The organism is Mesorhizobium sp. M8A.F.Ca.ET.021.01.1.1 (assembly GCF_003998025.1).
Classification (GTDB): domain Bacteria; phylum Pseudomonadota; class Alphaproteobacteria; order Rhizobiales; family Rhizobiaceae; genus Mesorhizobium.
In genome coordinates this window covers 1-20,378 of record NZ_RZSJ01000035.1, presented here as the reverse complement: position 1 = coordinate 20,378, position 20,378 = coordinate 1, and the positions used below count along the sequence as shown (strand labels likewise).

19 protein-coding genes are annotated in these 20,378 nt (G+C 63.9%); 14 read left to right on the top strand and 5 right to left on the bottom strand.

What is annotated here, in order from left to right; translation table 11 throughout:
- From EOA36_RS05565 to EOA36_RS05550, 3 genes are all read left to right on the top strand, one after another.
- Nucleotides 1–1,776 (top strand): flotillin family protein (locus EOA36_RS05565; RefSeq protein ID WP_281040041.1); only part of this gene is annotated, 1,776 nt, incomplete at its 5' end.
- A 255-nt stretch (nucleotides 1,777–2,031) separates the two neighbouring features.
- Nucleotides 2,032–2,469 carry an SRPBCC family protein gene (locus EOA36_RS05555; RefSeq protein ID WP_127275949.1) on the top strand — a complete coding sequence of 146 codons (438 nt, stop codon included), beginning with the start codon at nucleotides 2,032–2,034 and terminating at the stop codon, nucleotides 2,467–2,469.
- Between the two features lie 9 nt (nucleotides 2,470–2,478).
- On the top strand, nucleotides 2,479–3,996 hold the full coding sequence (locus EOA36_RS05550; RefSeq protein WP_127275948.1) for a zinc-binding dehydrogenase: 1,518 nt from the start codon (nucleotides 2,479–2,481) through the stop codon (nucleotides 3,994–3,996).
- Nucleotides 3,997–4,005: 9 nt separating this feature from the next.
- On the opposite strand, the gene EOA36_RS05545 is transcribed toward EOA36_RS05550, so the two are convergent.
- Nucleotides 4,006–5,289 (bottom strand): D-tagatose-bisphosphate aldolase, class II, non-catalytic subunit, encoded by a 1,284-nt coding sequence (locus EOA36_RS05545; protein ID WP_127275947.1) that lies wholly within the window; start codon nucleotides 5,287–5,289, stop codon nucleotides 4,006–4,008.
- A complete protein-coding gene (locus EOA36_RS05540) occupies nucleotides 5,286–6,239 on the bottom strand; it encodes a sugar kinase (RefSeq protein WP_127275946.1) in 954 nt (317 codons plus the stop codon). The genes EOA36_RS05545 and EOA36_RS05540 overlap by 4 nt, the downstream gene beginning before the upstream one ends.
- Before the next feature lie 248 nt (nucleotides 6,240–6,487).
- Between EOA36_RS05540 and EOA36_RS05535 the strand changes: the two genes are divergently transcribed.
- Nucleotides 6,488–7,522, top strand: a complete 1,035-nt coding sequence (locus tag EOA36_RS05535; protein WP_127275945.1) for a LacI family DNA-binding transcriptional regulator — start codon at nucleotides 6,488–6,490, stop codon at nucleotides 7,520–7,522.
- Here the strand turns inward: EOA36_RS05535 and EOA36_RS05530 are convergent.
- From EOA36_RS05530 to EOA36_RS05520, 3 genes are all read right to left on the bottom strand, one after another.
- Nucleotides 7,510–8,460 carry an alpha/beta hydrolase gene (locus EOA36_RS05530; protein WP_127275944.1) on the bottom strand — a complete coding sequence of 317 codons (951 nt, stop codon included), beginning with the start codon at nucleotides 8,458–8,460 and terminating at the stop codon, nucleotides 7,510–7,512. The two genes, EOA36_RS05535 and EOA36_RS05530, sit on opposite strands and share 13 nt — an antisense overlap.
- A gap of 18 nt (nucleotides 8,461–8,478) precedes the next feature.
- The gene (locus tag EOA36_RS05525; RefSeq protein ID WP_127275943.1) at nucleotides 8,479–9,627 is read right to left on the bottom strand and encodes a Gfo/Idh/MocA family oxidoreductase; all 1,149 of its coding nucleotides are present in this window, start codon (nucleotides 9,625–9,627) and stop codon (nucleotides 8,479–8,481) included.
- 268 nt (nucleotides 9,628–9,895) lie between these two features.
- Nucleotides 9,896–10,657, bottom strand: coding sequence for a DeoR/GlpR family DNA-binding transcription regulator (locus EOA36_RS05520; RefSeq protein WP_127275950.1), 762 nt, complete (start codon nucleotides 10,655–10,657; stop codon nucleotides 9,896–9,898).
- Between the two features lie 162 nt (nucleotides 10,658–10,819).
- On the opposite strand from EOA36_RS05520, the gene EOA36_RS05515 reads away from it, so the two are divergent.
- The 10 genes from EOA36_RS05515 to EOA36_RS05470 form a co-directional block, all read left to right on the top strand.
- Entirely contained in the window at nucleotides 10,820–11,620 is an 801-nt protein-coding gene (locus tag EOA36_RS05515) for a class I fructose-bisphosphate aldolase (protein ID WP_127275942.1), read from the top strand.
- A 3-nt stretch (nucleotides 11,621–11,623) separates the two neighbouring features.
- A complete protein-coding gene (locus tag EOA36_RS05510) occupies nucleotides 11,624–12,607 on the top strand; it encodes a PfkB family carbohydrate kinase (RefSeq protein ID WP_127275941.1) in 984 nt (327 codons plus the stop codon).
- A 56-nt stretch (nucleotides 12,608–12,663) separates the two neighbouring features.
- Complete coding sequence (locus EOA36_RS05505) at nucleotides 12,664–13,809, top strand: ABC transporter ATP-binding protein (RefSeq protein ID WP_127275940.1); 1,146 nt, start codon at nucleotides 12,664–12,666, stop codon at nucleotides 13,807–13,809.
- A 111-nt stretch (nucleotides 13,810–13,920) separates the two neighbouring features.
- Entirely contained in the window at nucleotides 13,921–15,168 is a 1,248-nt protein-coding gene (locus tag EOA36_RS05500; protein ID WP_127275939.1) for a sugar ABC transporter substrate-binding protein, read from the top strand.
- 136 nt (nucleotides 15,169–15,304) lie between these two features.
- Nucleotides 15,305–16,201, top strand: a complete 897-nt coding sequence (locus tag EOA36_RS05495) for a sugar ABC transporter permease (RefSeq protein WP_127275938.1) — start codon at nucleotides 15,305–15,307, stop codon at nucleotides 16,199–16,201.
- A 5-nt stretch (nucleotides 16,202–16,206) separates the two neighbouring features.
- On the top strand, nucleotides 16,207–17,049 hold the full coding sequence (locus EOA36_RS05490) for a carbohydrate ABC transporter permease (protein ID WP_127275937.1): 843 nt from the start codon (nucleotides 16,207–16,209) through the stop codon (nucleotides 17,047–17,049).
- A 179-nt stretch (nucleotides 17,050–17,228) separates the two neighbouring features.
- The gene (locus tag EOA36_RS05485) at nucleotides 17,229–18,050 is read left to right on the top strand and encodes a sugar phosphate isomerase/epimerase (protein ID WP_127275936.1); all 822 of its coding nucleotides are present in this window, start codon (nucleotides 17,229–17,231) and stop codon (nucleotides 18,048–18,050) included.
- 3 nt (nucleotides 18,051–18,053) lie between these two features.
- Complete coding sequence (locus EOA36_RS05480; protein ID WP_127275935.1) at nucleotides 18,054–19,130, top strand: Gfo/Idh/MocA family oxidoreductase; 1,077 nt, start codon at nucleotides 18,054–18,056, stop codon at nucleotides 19,128–19,130.
- Entirely contained in the window at nucleotides 19,130–19,948 is an 819-nt protein-coding gene (locus EOA36_RS05475) for a sugar phosphate isomerase/epimerase (RefSeq protein ID WP_127275934.1), read from the top strand. Before EOA36_RS05480 ends, EOA36_RS05475 begins: the two co-directional genes overlap by 1 nt.
- A partial coding sequence (locus tag EOA36_RS05470) for an alpha/beta fold hydrolase (protein WP_127275933.1) occupies nucleotides 19,948–20,378 on the top strand: 431 nt, incomplete at its 3' end. The genes EOA36_RS05475 and EOA36_RS05470, both read left to right, overlap by 1 nt.

Here is a 20,378-nt window from a genome sequence, read left to right as displayed (position 1 = left end):
GCGCTGCGCACCGTCGCCGCCCAGATGACGCTGGAAGAAATGCATGAACTGCGCGGCGACTACGCCGCCAAGGTGCGCCGGTTGGCGGAGGAGTCGCTCGCCGCCAACGGGCTCGAGCTCGAAAGCGTCGCCATCGTCGATCTCGACCAGACCAGTCTTGAATATTTCGACCCGTCCAACGCCTTCGACGCCGAGGGCCTGACGCAACTGACCGAATCGATCGAGACCCGGCGCCGCATGCGCAACGAGATCGAGCAACGCACGCTGGTCGATATCCGCAACCAGAACCTCGACACCCAGCGCAAAGTGCTGGAGATTGACCGCGACACCGAATATGCGCGCCTCGAACAGGAGCGCGAGGTCGAGATCCGCCGCGCCGCGCAGCGTTCCGAACTCGCCATAGAGCGCGCATTGCGCGACCAGGAGTCCGAACAGGCGCAGCTTTCCTCGCGCGAGGCGGTCGAGAAATCGCGCCTCAATCAGGAGCGCAACATCACGCAGGAGCGCATCAACAGCGAGGAAGAGACGCAGCGCCGTGAGATCGCCCGCCGCCGCTCGCTCGACGAGACCGAGATGAAGATGCGCGAACTGACCGAGCGCGAGCAGATCGCACTCGAATTGTCGCTGGAGAAAGCCCGCATCGAACGCGAAGGCGCGCAGCGTGAACTCGAAATCCAGCGCAAGAAATTGCTCGAGGTGGCCGAACTGGAGCGGCAGATCGCACTCGCCGAAAAGGCGCTCGAGGTGACGAAGGCGGAAGCTGAGAAGCGCCGCGCCGAAATTTCCGAGAACCAGGCGACCGAGACCGCACGCATCGCGCAGGAGCGTGCGGTTGATGAAGTGCGGATCGCCAGGGAGCGGCATCTCGAAGCGCTTCAGATCGCCAAGCGGCAGGCCTTCGAGGAGGCCGAGATTTCGGCCGGAGAGGAGGTCGAACGGGCCCGCATCACCACCGAGCGCGGCATCGAGGAAGCGCGGCTGATCAAGGAACGCGACATCCGCCAGCTTGGCGTCGACCGCGACCAGAAGATCGAAATCGCCGAAATCCAGAAGGCGATCGACATCGCCAAGAAGACGCAGGAGCGTTCTTCCGCGATCGCGGCGTCCGAAGCCGTGCGCGCCAAGGCCATCCAGGCCGAGGAACAGGCCTTCACTGCCCGCGAACGTGAAATCGCCGAGCGCCGCAAGCTGACCGACCTGATCGGCGCGCAGCGCGAGGCCGAGCGCGAGGCGCTGCGAGTCACATCCGCTGCCGACGCCGAGATGAAGGCGGCCAAGAGTCTGGCGGAAGCGCAGAAGATCGCGGCGCTGGCATCGGCCGAAGCGGAGAAGATCCATGCCCTTGCCGCGGCACAGCGTTACGAAGTCGACGCCGCCGGCAACCGCCAGCTCAATGAGGCCGAGAACCTGTTGTCCAGCGAGGCACGCGCCGGCCGCCTGCGCGGCAAGCTGCTCGACCACATGGAAGGCATCATCCGCGAAAGCGTCAAGCCGATGGAGAAGATCGACGGCATCAAGATCCTGCATGTCGATGGCATCAATGGCGGGCAGGGCGGTAACCGCAACGTCACCGACGAGGTCATCGACTCCGCGCTGCGTTATCGGGTGCAGGCGCCGATGATCGACAATCTGATGAAGGAGATCGGCATCGAGGGCGGCTCGCTCGGCCGCATGACCGACGTGCTGCGCGACGCCAAGGACATTTCCAGCCTGACCCGCGACAAGAAGGGCAAGGGCAAGGGCGCCAAGGACGACGATGACGACCGCGATCATTGAGGTGAACATCTGCGCTGCCCCTCACCTGCCTGCCGGCATCCTCTCCCCGTATAGTGACGGGGAGAGGGGCGCCGTCATCGACGGTTTCGCCAGCAGCCAGCGTTGCAAGGTGGGCGCCGAGGTAGCGGCCAGCCTCTTTCTCCCCGTCACTATACGGGGAGAAATGTCCGGCAGGACAATGAGGGTCGGCGCTGACATCAACAGGGAGGGCACACCCAAGCTCGGCCTCCATCGTTCCACTCTCGGCCAGCAAGCATGACCAAGGTCTATGTCTCTTCGGTCATTCCCGCACCGGCGGCGGAGGTCTGGAAGATCGTGCGCAATTTCAACGGTCTGGCAGGCTGGGCGCCGTTCGTCGCCGAAAGCCGCATCGAACAGAATGCGCAGGCCGACCAGATCGGCTGCATCAGGAATTTCACGCTCAAGGACGGCGGTCGCATCCGTGAAAGGCTGCTGGCGCTGTCGGATTACGACCTGTCCTGCAGCTATGCGATTCTGGAAAGCCCGATGGCGGTGGAGAACTATGTCGCCACGCTATCGTTGACGCCGATCACCGACGGCAATCTGACGCTCGCCGAATGGCAGGCGGAGTTCGACTGCGCTGACGATCGCGAGGCGGCACTCATGCAACAGATCGGCAATGGCGTGTTCCAGACCGCGTTCACCGCGTTAAAGCACCGGTTCGGGCGCTGACGCCGGCCGATGGTCAGGGTTTGCCAGAGCACGATCATCGATGCACCGATCGACGAGGTCTGGGCGATCCTGCGCGATTTCAACGGCCATGATCGCTGGCACCCGGCGATCGCCTTCAGCGAGATCGAAGGCGGCGAGCCGGTCGATGCCGTCGGCTCGGTGCGCCATTTCAGGCTGAACGACGGCGGCGAATTGCGCGAGCAATTGCTGGCGCTGTCCGACAAGGACCGGCGGCTGAGTTACTGCCTGCTCGAAGCGCCGCTGCCGCTGATGGGCTATGTCGCCTCGCTTCGGCTGAAGCCGGTGACCGACGGCGACGCCACCTTCTGGGAATGGCGCTCCGAGTTCAACCCGCCGGCGCATCGCCGCGACGAGTTGGTCAAGCTGGTCACCGAAGGCATATATCAGGCCGGTTTCGCCGCCGTGCGCGCTCTTCTGCGGCGGCGCAACGCCGGCGCGCCGGTGGAGGCGCGGCCATCGCCAGCGATCGTCGCACCGACCTCATCCGCAAGCGTGCCGCTCGTTGCTTCAAGGGCTGCCGCCGAAACGACCCACGCGATCGTCGTCGAACGCTATGGCGGACCGGAGGAGTTGCAGCTCAGGGACATCGCCTTGCCTCCGCCCGCGCCGGGCGAGGTGCGGATCCGTCACACGGTGATTGGTGTCAATTTCATCGACGTCTACTGCCGCACCGGCTTCTTCGACCTGCTGCGGCCACCCGGCGTGCCGGGCATGGAAGCCGCCGGCATCATCGAGGCGGTTGGTCCGGCGGTATCGGGTTTCTCAATCGGCGACCGCGTCGCCTATGCCTGTCCGCCGGTCGGCGCTTACAGCGAGCGGCGCAACATGGCGCCCGAACTGCTGGTTAGTCTTTCCGACGATATTTCGGACGAGACCGCGGCTGCCGGCCTGCTCAAGGGGGTCGCCGCGAGTTTCCTGCTGCACGATGTTCATGCCGTGAAGAGGGGGGACATCGTCCTCATCCATGCCGCGGCAGGCGGCATCGGCCAGTTGCTGGTACAGTGGGCGCGCCATCTCGGCGCGACCGTCATCGCCACAGTGTCGAGCGACGACAAGGCGCGGATCGTCGAACGGCTCGGCTCCCACCACGTAGTCGTCTATTCCCGCGATAATTTCGCCGAGGCGGTGATGCGGCTGACTGGTGGCAGGGGCGCGGACGTCGCCTATGACGCGGTCGGCAACGACACGTTCGCCGGTTCGCTGGCGGCGCTTGCCGTGCGTGGCCATCTCGTCAGCTTCGGCCAGGCTTCGGGACCGATCGGCAATTGGGATATCGGCCGCTTTGCATCGAAGTCGCTGTCCATTTCGCGGCCCAACTATGCCCACTACACCGACACGCCGGAAAAGCTCGGCACCCATGTCACCAGGTTTTTTCAGGCGCTGCGCCAGGGTGTGATCAGGGTCGAGGCGCCGACGCACTACGATCTTGCCGATGCCGCTCGCGCGCATCGCGATCTGGAGGATCGTCGCACGACGGGTGCCCTCGTTCTGGTGCCACGGGCATGACTGTCGGGATCAGCCGGTTGCGCTGGCGTAGATGTCGAGAACATCCGTCACGGCTGCGATCAGGAGTTCCCTGGCTCTTGGGGCGACGGATCCGCTCGCCACCGCGCCGTCGAGGCGGCCGAGATACTGGCTGATCAGCGGCGAGGGGATGTCGCGCTCGCCCAGCGCCTGCATCAGCGAGTCCACTGCCTGCTGCGCCGTCTGCGCCGGCCAGTAGTAGCGGATACGGTCGCTGTAGGAGAAATGCCGCTCGATCCGCCGCTCGGCCTCGCTGCCGTGATAGTAATTCTTCCAGTTGCCGGGCGCCGCCAGCATGACGCGCTCCATCGCCGCCGGCAGGCTTTCCCGAGCCGGGTCGGGAGCAAGAATGTCGGCGATGTGGCTCAAACCGTAGAGCGCTTCGCGCAGCGCGAAGGTCAGCCAAGGTCCGACTTTCAGGATGGCGAAGCCATCGTCGACAAGTGCCGTCAGCGCCGCGACCGGCTGGTAGTCGGTCGAATGCGCCTCGAAGACGAATTGCGGCAGGTCCCGCAGCGTGCCGGCCAGCGCCCGGGCGCGTTCGGGCCGGTAGGTGATGACCTCGGCATTGCCGAATTCGACGCCGGGCTGGACGACGACGCCAATCGCCCGCGAGAAGGCATGGTCGAGGCCACGCTGGTGGAAGGCCTGCTGGTGGATGCGCACCGTCTCGCCAGCCGCTTCCGGTGTCGTCACAGCCAGATGGTCCATCGCTTCCAGGGCACCGCCCGGCACCGGCACTTCCGTGCCGATGACATAGACAGGCTCGGCGCCGGCTGTTCGTTCAACCGCGGCCTCCGCCACCTCGGCCAGTTCGGCGGCGCGCGCGGCGATCGTCGCGTCGGGTGGTGCGGCACCTTCGCCGGCACAGCCCATGCTGGCGTCCAGGTGGATCTTGGTGAAGCCGGCCTCGGCATAGGCGTCCACCATGCGCGCTGCCTTTTCCATCGCCTCGGGCGCCGGCAGGTGCTTCCAGGGATTGGGGCCGAGATGGTCGCCGCCGAGCACAAGCCTGTCCAGGGGAAACCCGGCCTTGCCGGCGATCGTCTCGACGAAGCGGCGGAAATCGCCCGGCGTCATGCCAGTATAGCCGCCTTCGTGGTTGACCTGGTTGCAGGTGGCCTCGATCAGCACATCGGCGCCGCGCGCCTTGCCGTGGCGCAGCGCCGCTTCGATGACCAACGGATGGGCCGAGCAGATCGAGGCAATGCCGGCGCGCTCGCCGGCCGTACGACGCTTTGCTATGGCGGCCAGCCTGTCGGTAGCCTGGCTCATGCCGGTGCTCCGGTCCTGGCGGTCGCGACGAACGCCTCGACAGTGGCCAGCGAGGCGATGCCTTCCATCGGGCCCTTCTTCGTCACCGCCAGCGCGCCGCAGCCATTGGCGATCTCGAGCGCCCTCTTAGGTGCTTCTCCACGCAGCCAGAAGGAGACGAAGGCCGCCGCAAAACAATCTCCGGCGCCGGTCGGGTCGATTTCCTCGACGACGAAGCCGGGTGAAGCGATGCGCCCCGACCGGTCGTAGTGAACGGCGCCCTGCGCGCCCTTCTTGACGACCACGGCGGAGATGCCGCGGTCCAGCATTTCGCGCGCCGCGCTCTCCTCGTCGGTTGCCTCGGCGAAGGTGAAGAGTTCCGGCCCGCTCGGCAGAAAAACATCAGTCTTGGAGAGCACGAAATGCAAGGCGTCGCGCATGCCCGGCAGATCGAGCATCTCCTTGCGGATGTTGGGGTCGAAGGAAACCGTTCCGGCGCGCGTCTTGACGGCTTCGATCCCGTCGCGGACAACCTCGATCACCTCGGGCGAGAACAGCGATGTTCCCATGACGTGAAAATGGTCGGCGCCAGAGAGCAGTGCGCGCGCTTCCGCACCGATCTCGATCAGTCCGGCGGCACTCTGTTTGATGTTGTAGACGAAGTGCCGGCTGCCATCGGTCTCATAGGTGACGAAGGCGGTTCCGGTCGCGGCACCTCGATGGACGGTGATGGCCGAGATGTCGGCGCCGTCGGCGCGCAGGCGCTCTATGTTCAAATGGCCGAAATCGTCGTCGCCCACTGCCGCGATCAGCCCCGCCGGCTGACCGAGCCGCGCCGCCTGGTCGATGAAGATGGCGGGAGCGCCTGACGGAAACGGGCCGACCAGCGGGCCGGCGGCGCGAAAACTCTGGCCGATCCGCTCGGCCATGATCTCGACCAGGATCTCGCCGGCGCAAACCAGTTTCTTCATGTCCTCACCATCTGCCGGACTCTGGTTGCCGTACGCTCCCCCCATGTCCGTGCGAGTTCAAAACCTAAGTTGTTGTTTTCAGAGCGTCAATAAATAATTTGACGTGCGCAATACTTTTGCGTTGTACTGGAAACGTGGAAATTTGACTGAATAAGTTCGGTCAAGCAATGCTGCCTCATCGCGACGGTCGCAAGGCTGATTCTGGCCAGAGCGCGAAGGGCGGCTTTGAGGTAAAGGGCTAAATATAGATGGCGGAGAAGACCCACCGGACGATGGATGATTTCGCCAGGGCGTCCGGCGTGTCGCGGCCGACCCTGTCGAAGTATTTCGATGATCCGGCCAGCGTGAAGCCGGCGACACGGGCGCGCATCGAGGCGGCGCTTCGTTCCTCCGACTATCAGCCGAATGTTTTCGCCCGCAATCTCAACCGCAAGCGCACCCGCAATGTCGGCATCGTCGTGCCGACGATCACCGATCCGTTCTACGCCGAGATGGTCAGCCGCATCGAACTGCGCTGCCGCGACGAAGGGTTTTGGCCGATCGTCATTTCCTCGCACGGTTCGCCGAAGCTGGAGGCAGAATCGGTCAGGACGCTGATGTCGCTGAAGGTTGCCGGCGCCATCGTCGCTCCTTTGGGACGGGTCTCCGAACCTGGCGTCTTCGAGCGGATGAGCGAGGACATCCCGATCGTCTATTTCGACACTTACATCGAAGGCGACACGCCGTTCGTCGGCAATGACAACCACCAGAGCACCTCGACGATCGTCGATTATCTCTGCCGGTCCGGCGAACCGCCGGTCTATGTCGACATTCCGCATGTCAACCACAATTCGGGCGAACGTCTGCAGAGCTATGTCGACACGATGCACGCCGCAGGCCTGGAGCCCACCGTTCTCAAGGCGGCGGGCGACTACAGCTGGGACTTCGAGCGCATCGGTCACGAATGGATGGACAGGACGCTCGAGAAAGGCGGCCTGCCGGCCCGCACGCTGCTCTGCGCCAATGACCGTCTCGCCTTCGGCGTCATGTCGGCCGCCTTTTCGCGCGGGCTGAAGATCGGCCGCCGCGCCGATTGCGATTTTCGCGTCGCCGCCCACGATGATCATCCGCTGAGCCGCTACACCTGTCCCGCGCTGACCACCATGGCGCAGGACTTTGCCGCCATGGCCGGCCGCAGCGTCGAGATCCTGCTGGCGTTGCTGGACGAGGCCGATCCGCCCGGCCATGATCTGGCGCGCAATGTCAAGCTTGGCGCGACCCTGGTGATGCGTCAGTCGGCCTGAGCACGCGTCTGCAGCTGAAGCCAGGCCGCCGCCTCGCTCACCGCTTGCCGCGCGGCCAGGATGTGGCGGCCCATGGAGACGAAGCCATGGATCTGACCCGGCCAGTGCCGCAACACCAGCGGCACTCCGTCGGCGCGCAGGCGCTCGGCATAGGCCGTGCCTTCGTCGGCAAGGATGTCGTGGCCGGCGACCGCGACGAAGGCCGGCGCCGCGCCGGCAAGGCTGGAGACCAGCAGCGGCGAAACGCGCCAGTCCGCGATATCGTCCGGCGTTCGCACATAGCGGTCGCGGAACCAGGCCATGGTGGCGGCGGTGAGCCCGAAGCCGTCACCGAAACGCCGGTAGCTGTCCGCGATCTGGCGGGCATCGGTGTTGGGATAGATCAGGATCTGGGCGGCAAGCGGCGGCGCCAGTCCGTCGCGGGCAAGCAGCGTCAGCACGGCGGCAAGGTTGCCGCCGGCACTGTCGCCGGCGACGGCAATGCGGGCTGGGTCGATGCCAAGGTCTCCGGCATTCCCGGCCATGAAGCGCAGCACTGCCGCGCAGTCCTCGAGCCCGGCGGGAAATTTGTGCTCCGGCGCCAGCCGGTAGTCGGGACAGATGACGACCGCGTTGCCGAGATTGGCCAGCCAGCGGCAGATCTCGTCATGCGAATCGAGATTGCCGATGACCCAGCCGCCGCCATGCAGATAGAGCACGGCGCGTGCCCCGGTCCGCGGCGCGCCGATACCGCGATGGATGCGGACCGTCACCGGGCCGTTGGGCCCGTCGACCTGCCGTTGTTCGGTTGCCGCGACCGGCTCGCGGTCGCCCTGCTGGGTCGGGAACGAAGCGATATAGGCGGCCCGCGCCGCCGCCACGCTGCCATTCTCGAACGGCTCGCCGCCGGCGGCCCGGCCGATTTCGAGGGCACGCTGTGCATCCGGATCAAGTGTCATCGTGATCTCCGTTGGAGGTCAGGCGAGCAGGCCGCGCGCCTCGTCTTCGCTGAGCAGGGCCGGCTGGACGACGTCACCGGCAATGGCGACCGAGCTTTTCGTCTCGCCCGACCGCAGGATCGCTTCCATGATCTCCAGCACATGCAGCGCCAGATTGCCGGACGCGCGCGGCGCTGCTCCCGTCTGCAGCGAACGTGCGAGATCGGCGACGCCGAGCATGCGGTAATTGGCGCGGTCGGGCGCTGCGTAAGGCCAGTTGCGGGCGCCGTAGAGTTCGCCTTCGCTGGCGAAATCCTTCCACTCCGCGCCGCGTTCGGACAGCGAGACGGTGCCGCCGAACGTGTCCGGGTCGGGCAGGCGCAGCGAGCCTTCCGTGCCGTGCAGTTCGATCGGATGGTTGGAATGCCTGAAGACGTCCCACGATGCGCCGAAGGTGACGGTGGCGCCGGAGCGGAATTCGAGCAGCGACAGCACATTGGTCGGGGTGCCGACCTTGAACGTCGTGTTCTTGAACGGCCCTTCGGCCGATATCAAACGTTCCTCCTGGCCCTTCGTCGCCATCGCCATAACGCGCGCTACCGGACCGAGCAGGTTGACCAGCATGGTCAGGTAGTAGGGCCCCATGTCGAACACCGGGCCGCCGCCAGGCTGGTAGTAGAATTGCGGATTGGGATGCCAGTGTTCCATGCCGCGTCCCATCATGAAGGCGGTGCCGGTGACCGGGCGGCCGATGGCGCCCTCATCCATCAAGCGGCGCGCTTTGCGTCCGGCCGCGCCAAGGAAGGTATCGGGAGCCGAGCCGAGCAGCAGGCCGCGTTTTGCCGCTTCCGCCACCAGCCGGCGCCCGTGGTTGGCCGACGTCGCCAGGGGCTTTTCGGTGAAGACGTGCTTTCCCGCCGACAGGGCTGAAATCGAAATGTCGAAATGCGCCGCCGGAATGGTCAGGTTGAGGACGAGGTCGATCTCGGGATCGGCCAAAAGAGCATCGACGCCAAGGGCACGGATGCCATATTCCTTGGCTCGCAGCGCCGCCATTTCGGCCGAGATGTCGGCGCAGGCACGAAGCTCGACCCCGCCAAACAGCGCGGAGTTGCGCAGATAGGTCATCGATATGTTGCCGCATCCGATGACGCCGATGCCGAGTTTGGCCGGTGAGCTTGCCTGCATTTCCTGTTGTACCTCCCAATGCGGTCACGGTCTGCCCGATCCGTCGCGACGCTGCCGGACCGTTTTCGAAATCGCTATACAACATTTTAAATATTGACGCGCGTAAAATTTTTATAGAACATGCGGAAATGCTGGCGCGATATCGGGAGGCTGCCCAGCCGTAGGAGGAGAAAATGACAGACATGAAAAATCGGCTGGGCGCCGACGCGAATCCCATGGATCAGGCGCGCATTGGATCTTTGCCGCGCGGCCAGGGATCGCGACGGGTTCAGGCATAGATCACCTTGGCCACGGTCCTATCGAGTTGGCTGCGTATCGGTCCGGACAGGCCATCGTCGGTGATCACCACATCGACACCCGACAGCGAAAAAGCCTTGGAGGTTCCGCTGACGCCCCATTTGCTCGAATCCGCAAGCAGAACCACGCGCCGGGCCATGCGCACGAGGTTTCGCTTCGTTCGCGCCATGTCTTCATTCACGTCGACCACATCCAGTGAGGAGTCGATCGCATGCGCTCCGACAAAGACCTGATGCGCCACCAAGCCGCCGAGAGCCGTGTCGGCATCGGTGATCAGCGTGCTCACCGTGTCTGGATAGACCCGGCCACCGATCATGTGAACGTCGAGCCCGGGCCGATGCATCAGATGCTGCACGATATTCATCGCCGTGGCCGCGACCACGACATTGCTGAGCGGCGGTAACTGCATGGCAACCTGCATCAACGTCGAGCCGCCGTCGAAGATGACCGACTGGTTGTCCTCGAACAGTTCCACCGCCGCCCGGGCGATGCGTTTCTTTGCCTCGATGTTGGTTTGCATGCGCCGCGCGAACGCCGCCGAGGTCGAATCGGTGGTCCGGGTCACCGCACCGCCACGGGTCTTGGTCAGCAGTCCCTTGCGGTCCAGTATTTCGAGGTCGGATCGCACCGTGACTTCCGACACGCCGAAATCGTCGGACAGGTCCTTGATGCGAACCTGTCCGCTGCGTTGCACCTCGCTCAGGATCGCTTGGCGTCTCTGCTCTGACAACATTGCCCCGTCCTTGCCTCCACGCGCCAGGCGATCGCCATGGCCTCGGTTCGTCATACCCAAAATACGCAAATTCGAAAGCTTTCGAAAGATTGATTTTGTGATTTCTTTCGCAAACACTGCGTTTGGGATTTTGAAATCAACCGATTGGAGAATTTTGCAGTCATGAGTCTCGGAACCAAGGTGCGCCTTGCACGCCTCTTCTCGCATCCTTCGGGGAACCTTTTTGGCGGCGCGGTGGACCACTTCGTCGGCTATGGCGACGTGCGCAAAGGCGGTCTCGCCGACCTGCCGGGCGCGCTCGCTCGCGTCATGGAAGGTAAGCCCGACTACGTCAGCATCCAGCCCGGCACCGCGCGCCATCTGTGGCCGCAATACGCAGGCAAGGCTTCCCTGGTGATCCAAGCCGGCTGCTTCACCCCGGACGATCGCATCAGCGAACTGATTGCGACGCCCGAGGACGCGGTGCGGGCTGGCGCCGACGCGCTGGCCGTGGCCATTCCGGTGCGCGGCGCGACCGAGGGCAAATACATACGCTGGCTGACCGACTCGGTGAACGCGGCGGCCCGTTACGGCATGCCCGTGGTGGCGCATATCTACCCTCGCGATTTCACCGACGGTGCAAAGATCGTCTTCACTCCAGACGAGATCGCCTATGCGGCGCGCATCGGCTATGAGTCCGGCGTCGACGTGATCAAGATCGGTTACACCGGCGATTTCGAGTCGTTTCGAGAGACCGTTCGGACCTGCCCGGTGCCGGTTGTCATCGCCGGCGGCCCGAAGACCGATACGCTGCTCGGTGCCCTTCAGCAGACGGCGGACGCCATCCGTGCCGGCGCGCGCGGTGCCGTGGTGGGCCGCAATCTCTGGGGGCATGGCGATCCGCAGAAGGCGGCCATTGCCTTCCGGGGCGTCATCCATGACGGCCTTTCGGCGCAGGACGCCCTGGCGAAGGCGGGTGCCTGAACCATGCCCACCGTCCCTGCAATCCTCGGCTTCGGAGCGATCGCGATCGACGACATCGTCTATGTCGATCAGCCGTTGTCGGCGGGCAAGGGGAAGGTTCTGCAAAGCGCCCGGACTTTCGGCGGAAATGTCGCGACGGCGCTTGCCGCCGTCGCGCGGCTCGACGGAAGCGCCGGGTTCATCGGATGGCTTGGCAGTGCCGTGGACGACGCCGTGCTGTGCGATCTCGTTGCGAGCGGCGTTGAAACCGCGTTCGCGCCGCGCCACGCCGATGCGCGCCCGGTGCGCTCACGGATCACGGTCGGTTCGGATGGGGACCGGTTCATCGCCTATGACGACGAAGCGATGCTGGGCACCGCACCGGATTTTCCGGACGAGGTCCTCAGCCGCGCGACCGTCCTGATCGTCGATAGTTACGCGATCGGGTCGCTGGATGTCGTGGCGCGGGCTCAGGGTCTCGGCCTTGCGATCCTCGGCGACGTCGAATGGAACGGCGGTCCAGCCACCGAGAGGCTGATCGCGCTCTGCGACCATCTCATTCTTCCCCTCGGCTTTGCGCGCACCGCCACGGGCCGCCGATCGCCGGCCGAGATACTCGATGCATTGTGGTTGCCGTCGCGGTCCGCCGTGGTTCTGACGGATGGCGGCAGGGGCGTCTACTATCGCGGACGCGACGAAGCCGGGCTGTGGCACCTGCCTCCGCACCGGGTTGAAGTCGTCGACTCGACCGGCGCCGGCGACTGCTTTCATGGCGCCTACGCCCTTGCATTGACGCGCGGCGCCGACACCGCGGGCCGGGTCGCATTCGCGGCCGCTGCTGCGGCTCTTTCGATAACGGGGCGGGGCGGGCGTGAGGCGCTTCCGACCGACGATCAGGTCAAGGCACTCCTGGCATCGACGAACGCGCCGTCGGCAGTCGAACTGAAGCATGCGCGGCTCGATACCGCAACAGAGCCCGAACTATCCGAGGAAATATCTCGCAGGTGAACACAAGCCGAGGATAATCATAAAAATCAGTGGCTTGGACTTGTGGAGGGAGGAAGATGGCAGAAGTCGTTCTTGAGAATATCTGCAAGACCTATGGCAACAATTTTCACGCAATCGACCAGCTGAATCTGTCGGTCGAGGACGGCGAGTTCCTGATACTCGTCGGGCCGTCCGGTTGCGGCAAATCCACCGCGTTGCGGATGATCGCGGGATTGGAGGACGTCACCAGCGGCAGCCTTCGGATCGGCGGTATCGACGTCGTCGACATGCCGTCCAAGGACCGCGACATCGCGATGGTCTTCCAGAGCTACGCGCTCTACCCGCATATGACGGTGTTCGAAAACATCGCCTTTTCGATGCGGCTGGCCGGCAAGCCAAAGGCCGAGCGCAAGAAGCGCGTCGACGAGATCGCCAAAACCCTTCAGCTGACGTCTCTGCTGGACAGCAAACCCGCGAACCTTTCGGGCGGACAGCGTCAACGGGTTGCGATGGGCCGCGCCATGGTGCGCGAGCCGGCCGCCTTTCTCATGGACGAACCGCTTTCCAATCTGGACGCGAAACTGCGCGTGCAAATGCGCGCCGAAATCACCAGCCTGCAAAAGCAGCTCGGCGTAACGACCATATACGTGACCCACGATCAAACCGAAGCGATGACGATGGGGGACAGGGTCGCGGTGTTGAAAGGCGGCGTGCTGCAGCAGGTCGACACCCCCAAGAGGCTCTATGAATCGCCGGTGAACGCTTTCGTTGCGGGCTTCATCGGGTCTCCTTCGATGAACCTTTTCGAGGCGACCCTGACGGGCGACGAACTGACGTCCGGCGCCTTGGCTATCCGTTTGCAGGATGCGGCCTTCGTCCGCAGGCCGGGCTTGAAGTCCTATGCGGGGCGCAAGGTCGTGTTCGGGATCCGACCCGAGGATCTCTATGACAGCAACCTCGAATCGGGCCGCAAATATCAGACGATACCGGCAAAGGTGACCTCGATCGAAGAACTCGGATCCGAACACATCGTCCATCTCAACATCGATGCGGTCCGGGTGGACTCCGGCGACCCGGACGCGGTGCAGGATTTCGGCCTGGCGTCGAACGCGGTGGCGAGATTCGAACCGGCCAGCACGGTCCGCGCCGGCTCGGAAATCCGCTTGGCCCTGGATGACGCCAAGCTCCATTTCTTCGATCCCGAGACGCATCTGGCGATCTGAAGACCCGCGGCAAGGCCCGCAGGTGAGGGTGAGGCGCCTGCGTAAGAAGACTTCTGAATAACCAGACGGTCGTCCGCATTGTGCGGTCGATCCCCAAAGAAGGAGGAGAAAATGACGTTTCGTATTAAACCCGCGGTGCTGAAAATAGCCGCGGCCGCATGGTTGCTCGGCGCAACCGGCGCCCTGGCGGACACGACGCTGGAATTCACCCAATGGTGGGAGCCCGAATTGCCGGCTGGCTCGCTCAGGTCAATCATGGATGAGTTCGAGGCCGCAAACCCCGGCGTAAAGGTGACGCTGGTCAGCGGTCCCTACGCGACCACGCGAGACCAGATCTCGGTTGGTGCTGCGACCGGAACGCTCAGCGACGTCGTCGGTCTCGACGGTGCCTGGGTGAACAATTTGAATGCGCAGAACGCGCTCGCCGACATGAACCCGATGATGGATGCGAGCAAGTTCGACAAGAGCCAGGTCGCCGACATCATCAAGGTCGACGGCAAGGCGGTGATGTTTCCCGTGGCATCCTTCGTCTATCCGGTCTTCGTCAATTTGGACCTCGCCGCCAAGGCCGGCGTGACCAAGCTGCCGTCGACCCGCGCGGAATTTCTCGACGCCGCCAAAAAGATGACCGACGCCAACAAGAACCAGTATGGCTGGGTGCTGCCGCTGTCGCTGCAGTCTCCCGGCGGAGTCCAGAACGATCTGATGTCGTGGGTCTGGGCTTCGGGTCAGTCAATGATGGCGGACGGCAAGCCCGCCCTCGAGGGCAAGCCGGTGGTGGATATGCTCTCCTTCGTCAAATCGCTCAACGACGCCGGCACCATCTCGCCCGGCATCGCCACCAAGACCGAACAGGAAAAGGTCGAGGAATTCGTCAACGACCGTGTCGGGATGATGATCGACTCGCTCGCGCATGTGAACCTCATCCGCAAGCGCAATCCCAAGCTTAACTTCGACCTGATCCCGGTGCCGGTCGTGGAGAACTATAACGGCAAGCGCGGCCTTCCCTATGCCTCCTGGGGGATCGGCATCTCCGCCGCCTCGAAACATCAGGAGGAAGCCTGGAAACTCGTCCAGTATCTGATGAGCGAAAAGGTGAACGCCAAGCTCGTTTCGCTTGCAAACGCCTTCCCGGGCAACGTCAACGCCAAGCCCGACTTCGTGACGTCCGACAAGGCATTCGGCAAGGCTTTCGAGATCTTCAAGACCGGCTATCTCGCCAACGAGTTCACGGGCCTGCCGGTGGCTGAAGACCTGATGACCCAGTTCGACGTGCAGGCTCAAAAGATGCTTGCCGGTGAGCAAACGCCGGAACAAGCCGCTGCCGCTGCTCAGAAGGGCTGGATGGCGAAATTCTGACCGGCCTGTTCGTTTGCTATCTTCGACCGGGTGGCCTGGCTTCGGGCAGGCCACCCGGCAACAACGGATCGGCAATTTGAGATGGACCTGTTTTTGAAGCTTACCTTCTCTTGAAGGCGTATCCCAAGGTTGGCACATGACCCGGCAAAAGCGCTCCCACCACAAGCTGAAACGAGCGGTCGCACCCTACCTCTATCTGTCGCCCTCGCTGCTCATCATCGGCCTTCTGATGCTGTTGCCGATGGTGACGGTGATTGCCTATTCGTTCCAGAACAGCGCCGTGCTGCGTCGTGACCCATCCTTTGCCGGACTGAAGCACTACCAGGCGATCTTCGACGACCCGGTGTTCTGGGCGTCGCTTTGGCATACGCTTTACTTCACATGCATGAGCGTCATTTTCCACATGACCATCGGCATGGTCTTCGCGCTCATGCTGAACAGCGACCGCATCAATCCGACGCTGCGCAACATTCTGCGCGTGCTCTATATCTTGCCCTGGCTGTTTACCGCGGTGATCATCGCCGTGATCTGGCGCCTGCTGCTCGAGCCGAATGGCGTGGTGAACAGCATTCTCATGCAGATCGGCATCATCGGTTCCAAGGTCGAGTGGTTTTCCTCGCCGCAGACCGCGCTGCACGCCGTCACCTTCGCCAACATCTGGGCGGGCTATCCGCTGTTCATGGTCAGCCTGCTCGCAGGCCTGCAAGGCATTCCCAAGGATTTCTACGAGGCCGCCGATATCGATGGGGCGAAGGCCTACCAGAAGCTGATCTTCATCACCATCCCGCAGCTGATGCCGATCATCATCAGCATCTCGCTGCTCGATTTCATCTGGACCATGCAGGTCTTCCCGTTGATCTGGATAACCACGGGCGGCGGTCCGATCTACGCGACCGAGGTCCTCAGCACCTACACCTACAAGCTGGCGTTCTCGAGCTACAACCTGTCACAGGCGTCGGCGAGCGCCGTGGTCATCCTGCTGATCTCGCTTGGCCTGACGCTGTTCTATATCCGTTATCAGAAGGCTCGGTAGTCACCATGAGGAAACGAAACTCTGGCAAAGACAAGCTGATCACCGTCGCGCTGCATGTCGCTCTTGCGGCAGGGCTGTTCTTCGCGGCCTTCCCGATCTACTGGATGCTGAGCAGCTCGTTCAAGTCGAACACCGAAATCTTTGCCCTGCCGCCAACCATCCTGCCGAAGGCCTTCACGCTGGAAGCGTACGAGGCCATCCTTGGCGATCCGGTAAAGCTGCGCTTCTTCTTCAACAGCTACTTCGTGGCGGGAGCGGTGACCGTGCTGACTGTGCTGATCGCCTTGCTGGCGGCCTATGGGTTCAGCCGCTTCAACTTCCGCGGCAAGGGCAGCCTGAATACAATCATCATCAGCACGCAGACGATCCCGCCGATCACACTTTTGATCCCTTTCTTCGGGCTTGTCGTCTCGTACGGCATCTTCGACACCTATGTCGCGCTGATCCTGACTTACCTGGTGTTTACGCTGCCCTACGCGATCCTTTTGATGACGGGCTATCTGAACACCTTGCCCCGCGATCTCGATGAAGCAGTGGCTGTCGACGGCGGTAGCAGTTGGACCGCACTCTGGCGGGTGATCGTCCCGATTTCACTGCCTGGTATCGTGGCGACGTCGGTCTACACCTTTCTGTTGTGCTGGAACGAATTTCTCTTTGCCCTGACGCTGACCAAGTCGACGTCCATGCGCACCGTCCCGATCGGCATCCAGCTGTTGATGGGGCAGCACGCCTTCGAATGGAACCAGATGATGGCGATGAGCGTGCTCGGCTCGCTACCGCTCTTGCTCATCTACCTTGTTGCCCAGAGGTACTTCCTCGCCGGCATGACCGCGGGCTCGGTCAAGTAGGATGTCCATCCCCAGGAGAACTGACCCGCGTATTGCAATCGATGATTGGACCTTGTCTGCTGGCAGGCGATATCGCCGCGGCCTCGTCCGTCATCACCGTTCCGCTACTCGTGTTGTTCTTCTAGCGCCACATCATCGCGGGGCGGCATCGAGAGTAAGCGGTATCAAGGAATGAAAGGATGAACGTGAAAGACCTCAAAGTCGGCTGCCAGACCTTCACCTGGGAAATGCTGGGAGACCGGTTTACCGGCGGCCCCGACGATCTCCTGAAGGCGATCGGCGATGGCGGCTATGCCGGCATCGAGATCACCGACACCATGATCGGCCGCTATGCCGGCAAGCCGGCCGAGTTCGCCGCTGCCCTGAAGTCGTCCGGGCTGACGCTCGTCTCCTTCGCCTTCGGCTCACGCAGCGGCTTCACGCTGAAGGATCAGATCGGCACCGATCTCGAAACCGCCAAACGCTGGATCGACTTCGTCGCCGCCTTTCCCGGCGCGCTGGTGTCGATGGGCTCGGCGACCGTGGTGTCCGACGGACCGCGCGCCGACAAATTCGCCATCGCGGCGGAAGTCTACAACAAGGCCGGCGAGCTCGGCCGCAAGGCTGGCGTCCAGGTGGCGGTGCATCCCAGTTCGCACCACAACACGCTGCTGTTCGACCGCGCCGACTACGACGCGATTTTTGCCTTGCTCGATCCCGACCTGGTCGGCTGGGTGCCGGACACCGGTCACATCCTGCGCGGCCACAAGGACATGGCCGACACGCTCACCACCTACCGTGACCGCATCCGCTACATCCACCTCAAGGACGTCGACGCCAGCGGCACCTGGGCGATGCTGGGCGAAGGCGTCTGCGACACACCTCAAGTCATCGAAATCGCCGGTACCGCGCCGCACTTCAACGGCTGGCTGGTGCTGGAAGAAGAATCCGACACGGCCGCCGCCGATCCGGCCGCGGCGGTCAAGACCAACCGCCGGACAATGCGCGGCTACGGGGCCTGAGCGATGATCATGAAACAGGACAGACGCCTCAGGATCGGGGTGCTCGGCTGCGGCCCGATCGCGCAGTTCGCGCATCTGGAATCCTGCGTCAAGGCCGGCAATGCCGACCTCTACGCTATCTGCGACGCGGCGCCCGATCTGCTCGCCCGCATGGGCGCCACCTACGAACCGCAGAAGATGTATGCCGACTATGACGCGATGCTCGCCGATCCGGAGCTGGAAGCGGTGATCGTCGCCACGTCGGATGCCTATCACGTGCCGATGTCGATCAAGGCGCTCGATGCCGGCAAGCATGTTCTCTGCGAAAAACCGATCGGCACCTCGGTGGAGGAAGGCGAGGCGCTCGCGGCGGCGGTCAGGCGCTCCGGCAAGGTGCTGCAGGTCGGCCACATGAAGCGCTTCGACCCGGCGCTGGAGGCCGCGCGCGACTTCGTCCGCGACGAGATGGGCGAGGTGCTGGCGCTGAAGGCCTGGTATTGCGATTCCACCCACCGCTACACCAACACCGATGCCGTGCAGCCGCTGCCCGTCACCAGCAAGCTGGCGAAAAAGCCGGCGGGAAATCCCAAGGCCGATCTCAGGCAATATTTTATGCTGGCGCACGGATCGCATCTGGTCGACACGGCCCGCTTCCTCTGTGGCGACATCGTCGCCGTGCACGCCCGCCTCAACGAGCGCTTCGGCGCCTATTGCTGGTTTGTCGAGACTGAATTCGCCAGCGGCGCGCTCGGCCATCTCGATCTGACCGTCGCCGTGCGCATGGATTGGCACGAGGGCTTCCAGCTCTATGGCGAGAATGGCTCGGTCATCGCCAAGACCTTCAACCCCTGGTACTTCCGCGCCAGCGAGGTGGACATCTTCCATGAGAAGGACGCGACCTCGCGCAAACCGCTCGGCGCCGACGGCCATTTCTTCCGCCGCCAGCTCGAAGGCCTTGCCGACACCGTGCTCACTGGCGCGCCGATGCGCGGCGCCAATGTCGAGGACGGCATCGCCTCGATCCGCGCAATGGTGGCCATTGCCCGCTCTGTTGTATCAGGCGAACGGGTTGAGCTCGCCTCGGTTTCGGGTGCCGTCTGATGCGCCTCGGCATCTTCGCCAAGACTTTTCCCGGCACCGACCCGGCCGTCGTGCTGGCCGCGGTCAAGCAGGCCGGATATGAGACGACGCAGTTCAATCTCGCCTGCGCCGGCCTGCCGTCGATGCCGGATGCGGTGCCGGCGGATGCCGTCGCTGCCATCCGTGTCGCTGCGCGATCGTCTGCCGTTTCGTTGGCGGCGCTCTCGGGCACCTACAACATGGCGCATCCCGACAGGACGGTCCGCGACGAGGGCTTGAGGCGCTTGGGGGTGGTCATCGACACTGCCGCCGCCCTTGCCATCCCGTTGGTCACGCTCTGCACCGGCTCGCGCAATGCAGCCGACCAGTGGGCATATCATCCCGACAACGCCACACCGGCCGCCTGGTCCGACATGGCCGCCGAGATGGAAAAGGCGCTGGCGCTGGCCGAGACCGCAGGCGTGGATCTCGGCATCGAGCCTGAGCAGGCCAACATAGTCACTTCGGCGAGTGATGCGATGCGCCTGATCGCCGAGATGGGCTCGAAGCACCTGAAGATCGTGCTCGACCCGGCAAACCTGTTCGAGCACGCGACGCCGGACGAGGCGCGCACCATCGTCGCCGCCGCGATCGATGAAGCCGCCGGCCACATCGCCATGGCGCATGCCAAGGACCGGCACGGTGACGGCCGCTTTGCCACCGCAGGGCAAGGCGTTGTCGACTTCCCGGATTTCGTCGCGCGGCTGAAGGGCGTGGGTTTCGATGGCGCGCTCGTCACGCACGGCTTGTCCGCCGACGAGGCTGCCGGCGTCGCCGCCTTCCTGCGAGGGTTGCTCTGATGGGCGCGGCGCCGACGATCATGCTGTGCGACGATGCAGCGCTCCGTGTCTTCGATACGGGGCAGGGCCTTCCCATCGTCTTCCAGCACGGTCTCGGCGGCGATGCCGCGCAGGTGGCTTTGAACTTTCCCGACAGCCCTTCGCGCCGGCGGCTGACCGTCGAATGCCGCGCGCAAGGCGGCGCCAGTGCCGGCAGCAAGCGTCCGTTCTCGATCGCGATGTTCGCCGATGATGTAATGAACGCGGCCGACGCAGCCGGAATGGAGCGTTTCGTCGCGGGCGGCATTTCGATGGGAGCGGCGATTGCGTTGCACCTGGCGGCCCGCCACCCGGATCGCGTCTCTGGTCTCGTGCTGGTGCGCCCCGCCTGGACCTTCGACGTGGCCCCCCAGAATATGCAGCCTTACGTCGAAGTGGCGGAACTCATCCG

Excerpts from the sequence above, each read along its gene's own strand:
- EOA36_RS05555 (WP_127275949.1), top strand. The coding sequence starts at position 2,032 with ATGACCAAGGTCTATGTCTCTTCGGTCATTCCCGCACCGGCGGCGGAG.
- EOA36_RS05550 (WP_127275948.1), top strand. The coding sequence starts at position 2,479 with ATGGTCAGGGTTTGCCAGAGCACGATCATCGATGCACCGATCGACGAG.
- EOA36_RS05545 (WP_127275947.1), bottom strand. The coding sequence starts at position 5,289 with ATGAGCCAGGCTACCGACAGGCTGGCCGCCATAGCAAAGCGTCGTACG.
- EOA36_RS05540 (WP_127275946.1), bottom strand. The coding sequence starts at position 6,239 with ATGAAGAAACTGGTTTGCGCCGGCGAGATCCTGGTCGAGATCATGGCC.
- EOA36_RS05535 (WP_127275945.1), top strand. The coding sequence starts at position 6,488 with ATGGCGGAGAAGACCCACCGGACGATGGATGATTTCGCCAGGGCGTCC.
- EOA36_RS05530 (WP_127275944.1), bottom strand. The coding sequence starts at position 8,460 with ATGACACTTGATCCGGATGCACAGCGTGCCCTCGAAATCGGCCGGGCC.
- EOA36_RS05525 (WP_127275943.1), bottom strand. The coding sequence starts at position 9,627 with ATGCAGGCAAGCTCACCGGCCAAACTCGGCATCGGCGTCATCGGATGC.
- EOA36_RS05520 (WP_127275950.1), bottom strand. The coding sequence starts at position 10,657 with ATGTTGTCAGAGCAGAGACGCCAAGCGATCCTGAGCGAGGTGCAACGC.
- EOA36_RS05515 (WP_127275942.1), top strand. The coding sequence starts at position 10,820 with ATGAGTCTCGGAACCAAGGTGCGCCTTGCACGCCTCTTCTCGCATCCT.
- EOA36_RS05510 (WP_127275941.1), top strand. The coding sequence starts at position 11,624 with ATGCCCACCGTCCCTGCAATCCTCGGCTTCGGAGCGATCGCGATCGAC.
- EOA36_RS05505 (WP_127275940.1), top strand. The coding sequence starts at position 12,664 with ATGGCAGAAGTCGTTCTTGAGAATATCTGCAAGACCTATGGCAACAAT.
- EOA36_RS05500 (WP_127275939.1), top strand. The coding sequence starts at position 13,921 with ATGACGTTTCGTATTAAACCCGCGGTGCTGAAAATAGCCGCGGCCGCA.
- EOA36_RS05495 (WP_127275938.1), top strand. The coding sequence starts at position 15,305 with ATGACCCGGCAAAAGCGCTCCCACCACAAGCTGAAACGAGCGGTCGCA.
- EOA36_RS05490 (WP_127275937.1), top strand. The coding sequence starts at position 16,207 with ATGAGGAAACGAAACTCTGGCAAAGACAAGCTGATCACCGTCGCGCTG.
- EOA36_RS05485 (WP_127275936.1), top strand. The coding sequence starts at position 17,229 with ATGAACGTGAAAGACCTCAAAGTCGGCTGCCAGACCTTCACCTGGGAA.
- EOA36_RS05480 (WP_127275935.1), top strand. The coding sequence starts at position 18,054 with ATGATCATGAAACAGGACAGACGCCTCAGGATCGGGGTGCTCGGCTGC.
- EOA36_RS05475 (WP_127275934.1), top strand. The coding sequence starts at position 19,130 with ATGCGCCTCGGCATCTTCGCCAAGACTTTTCCCGGCACCGACCCGGCC.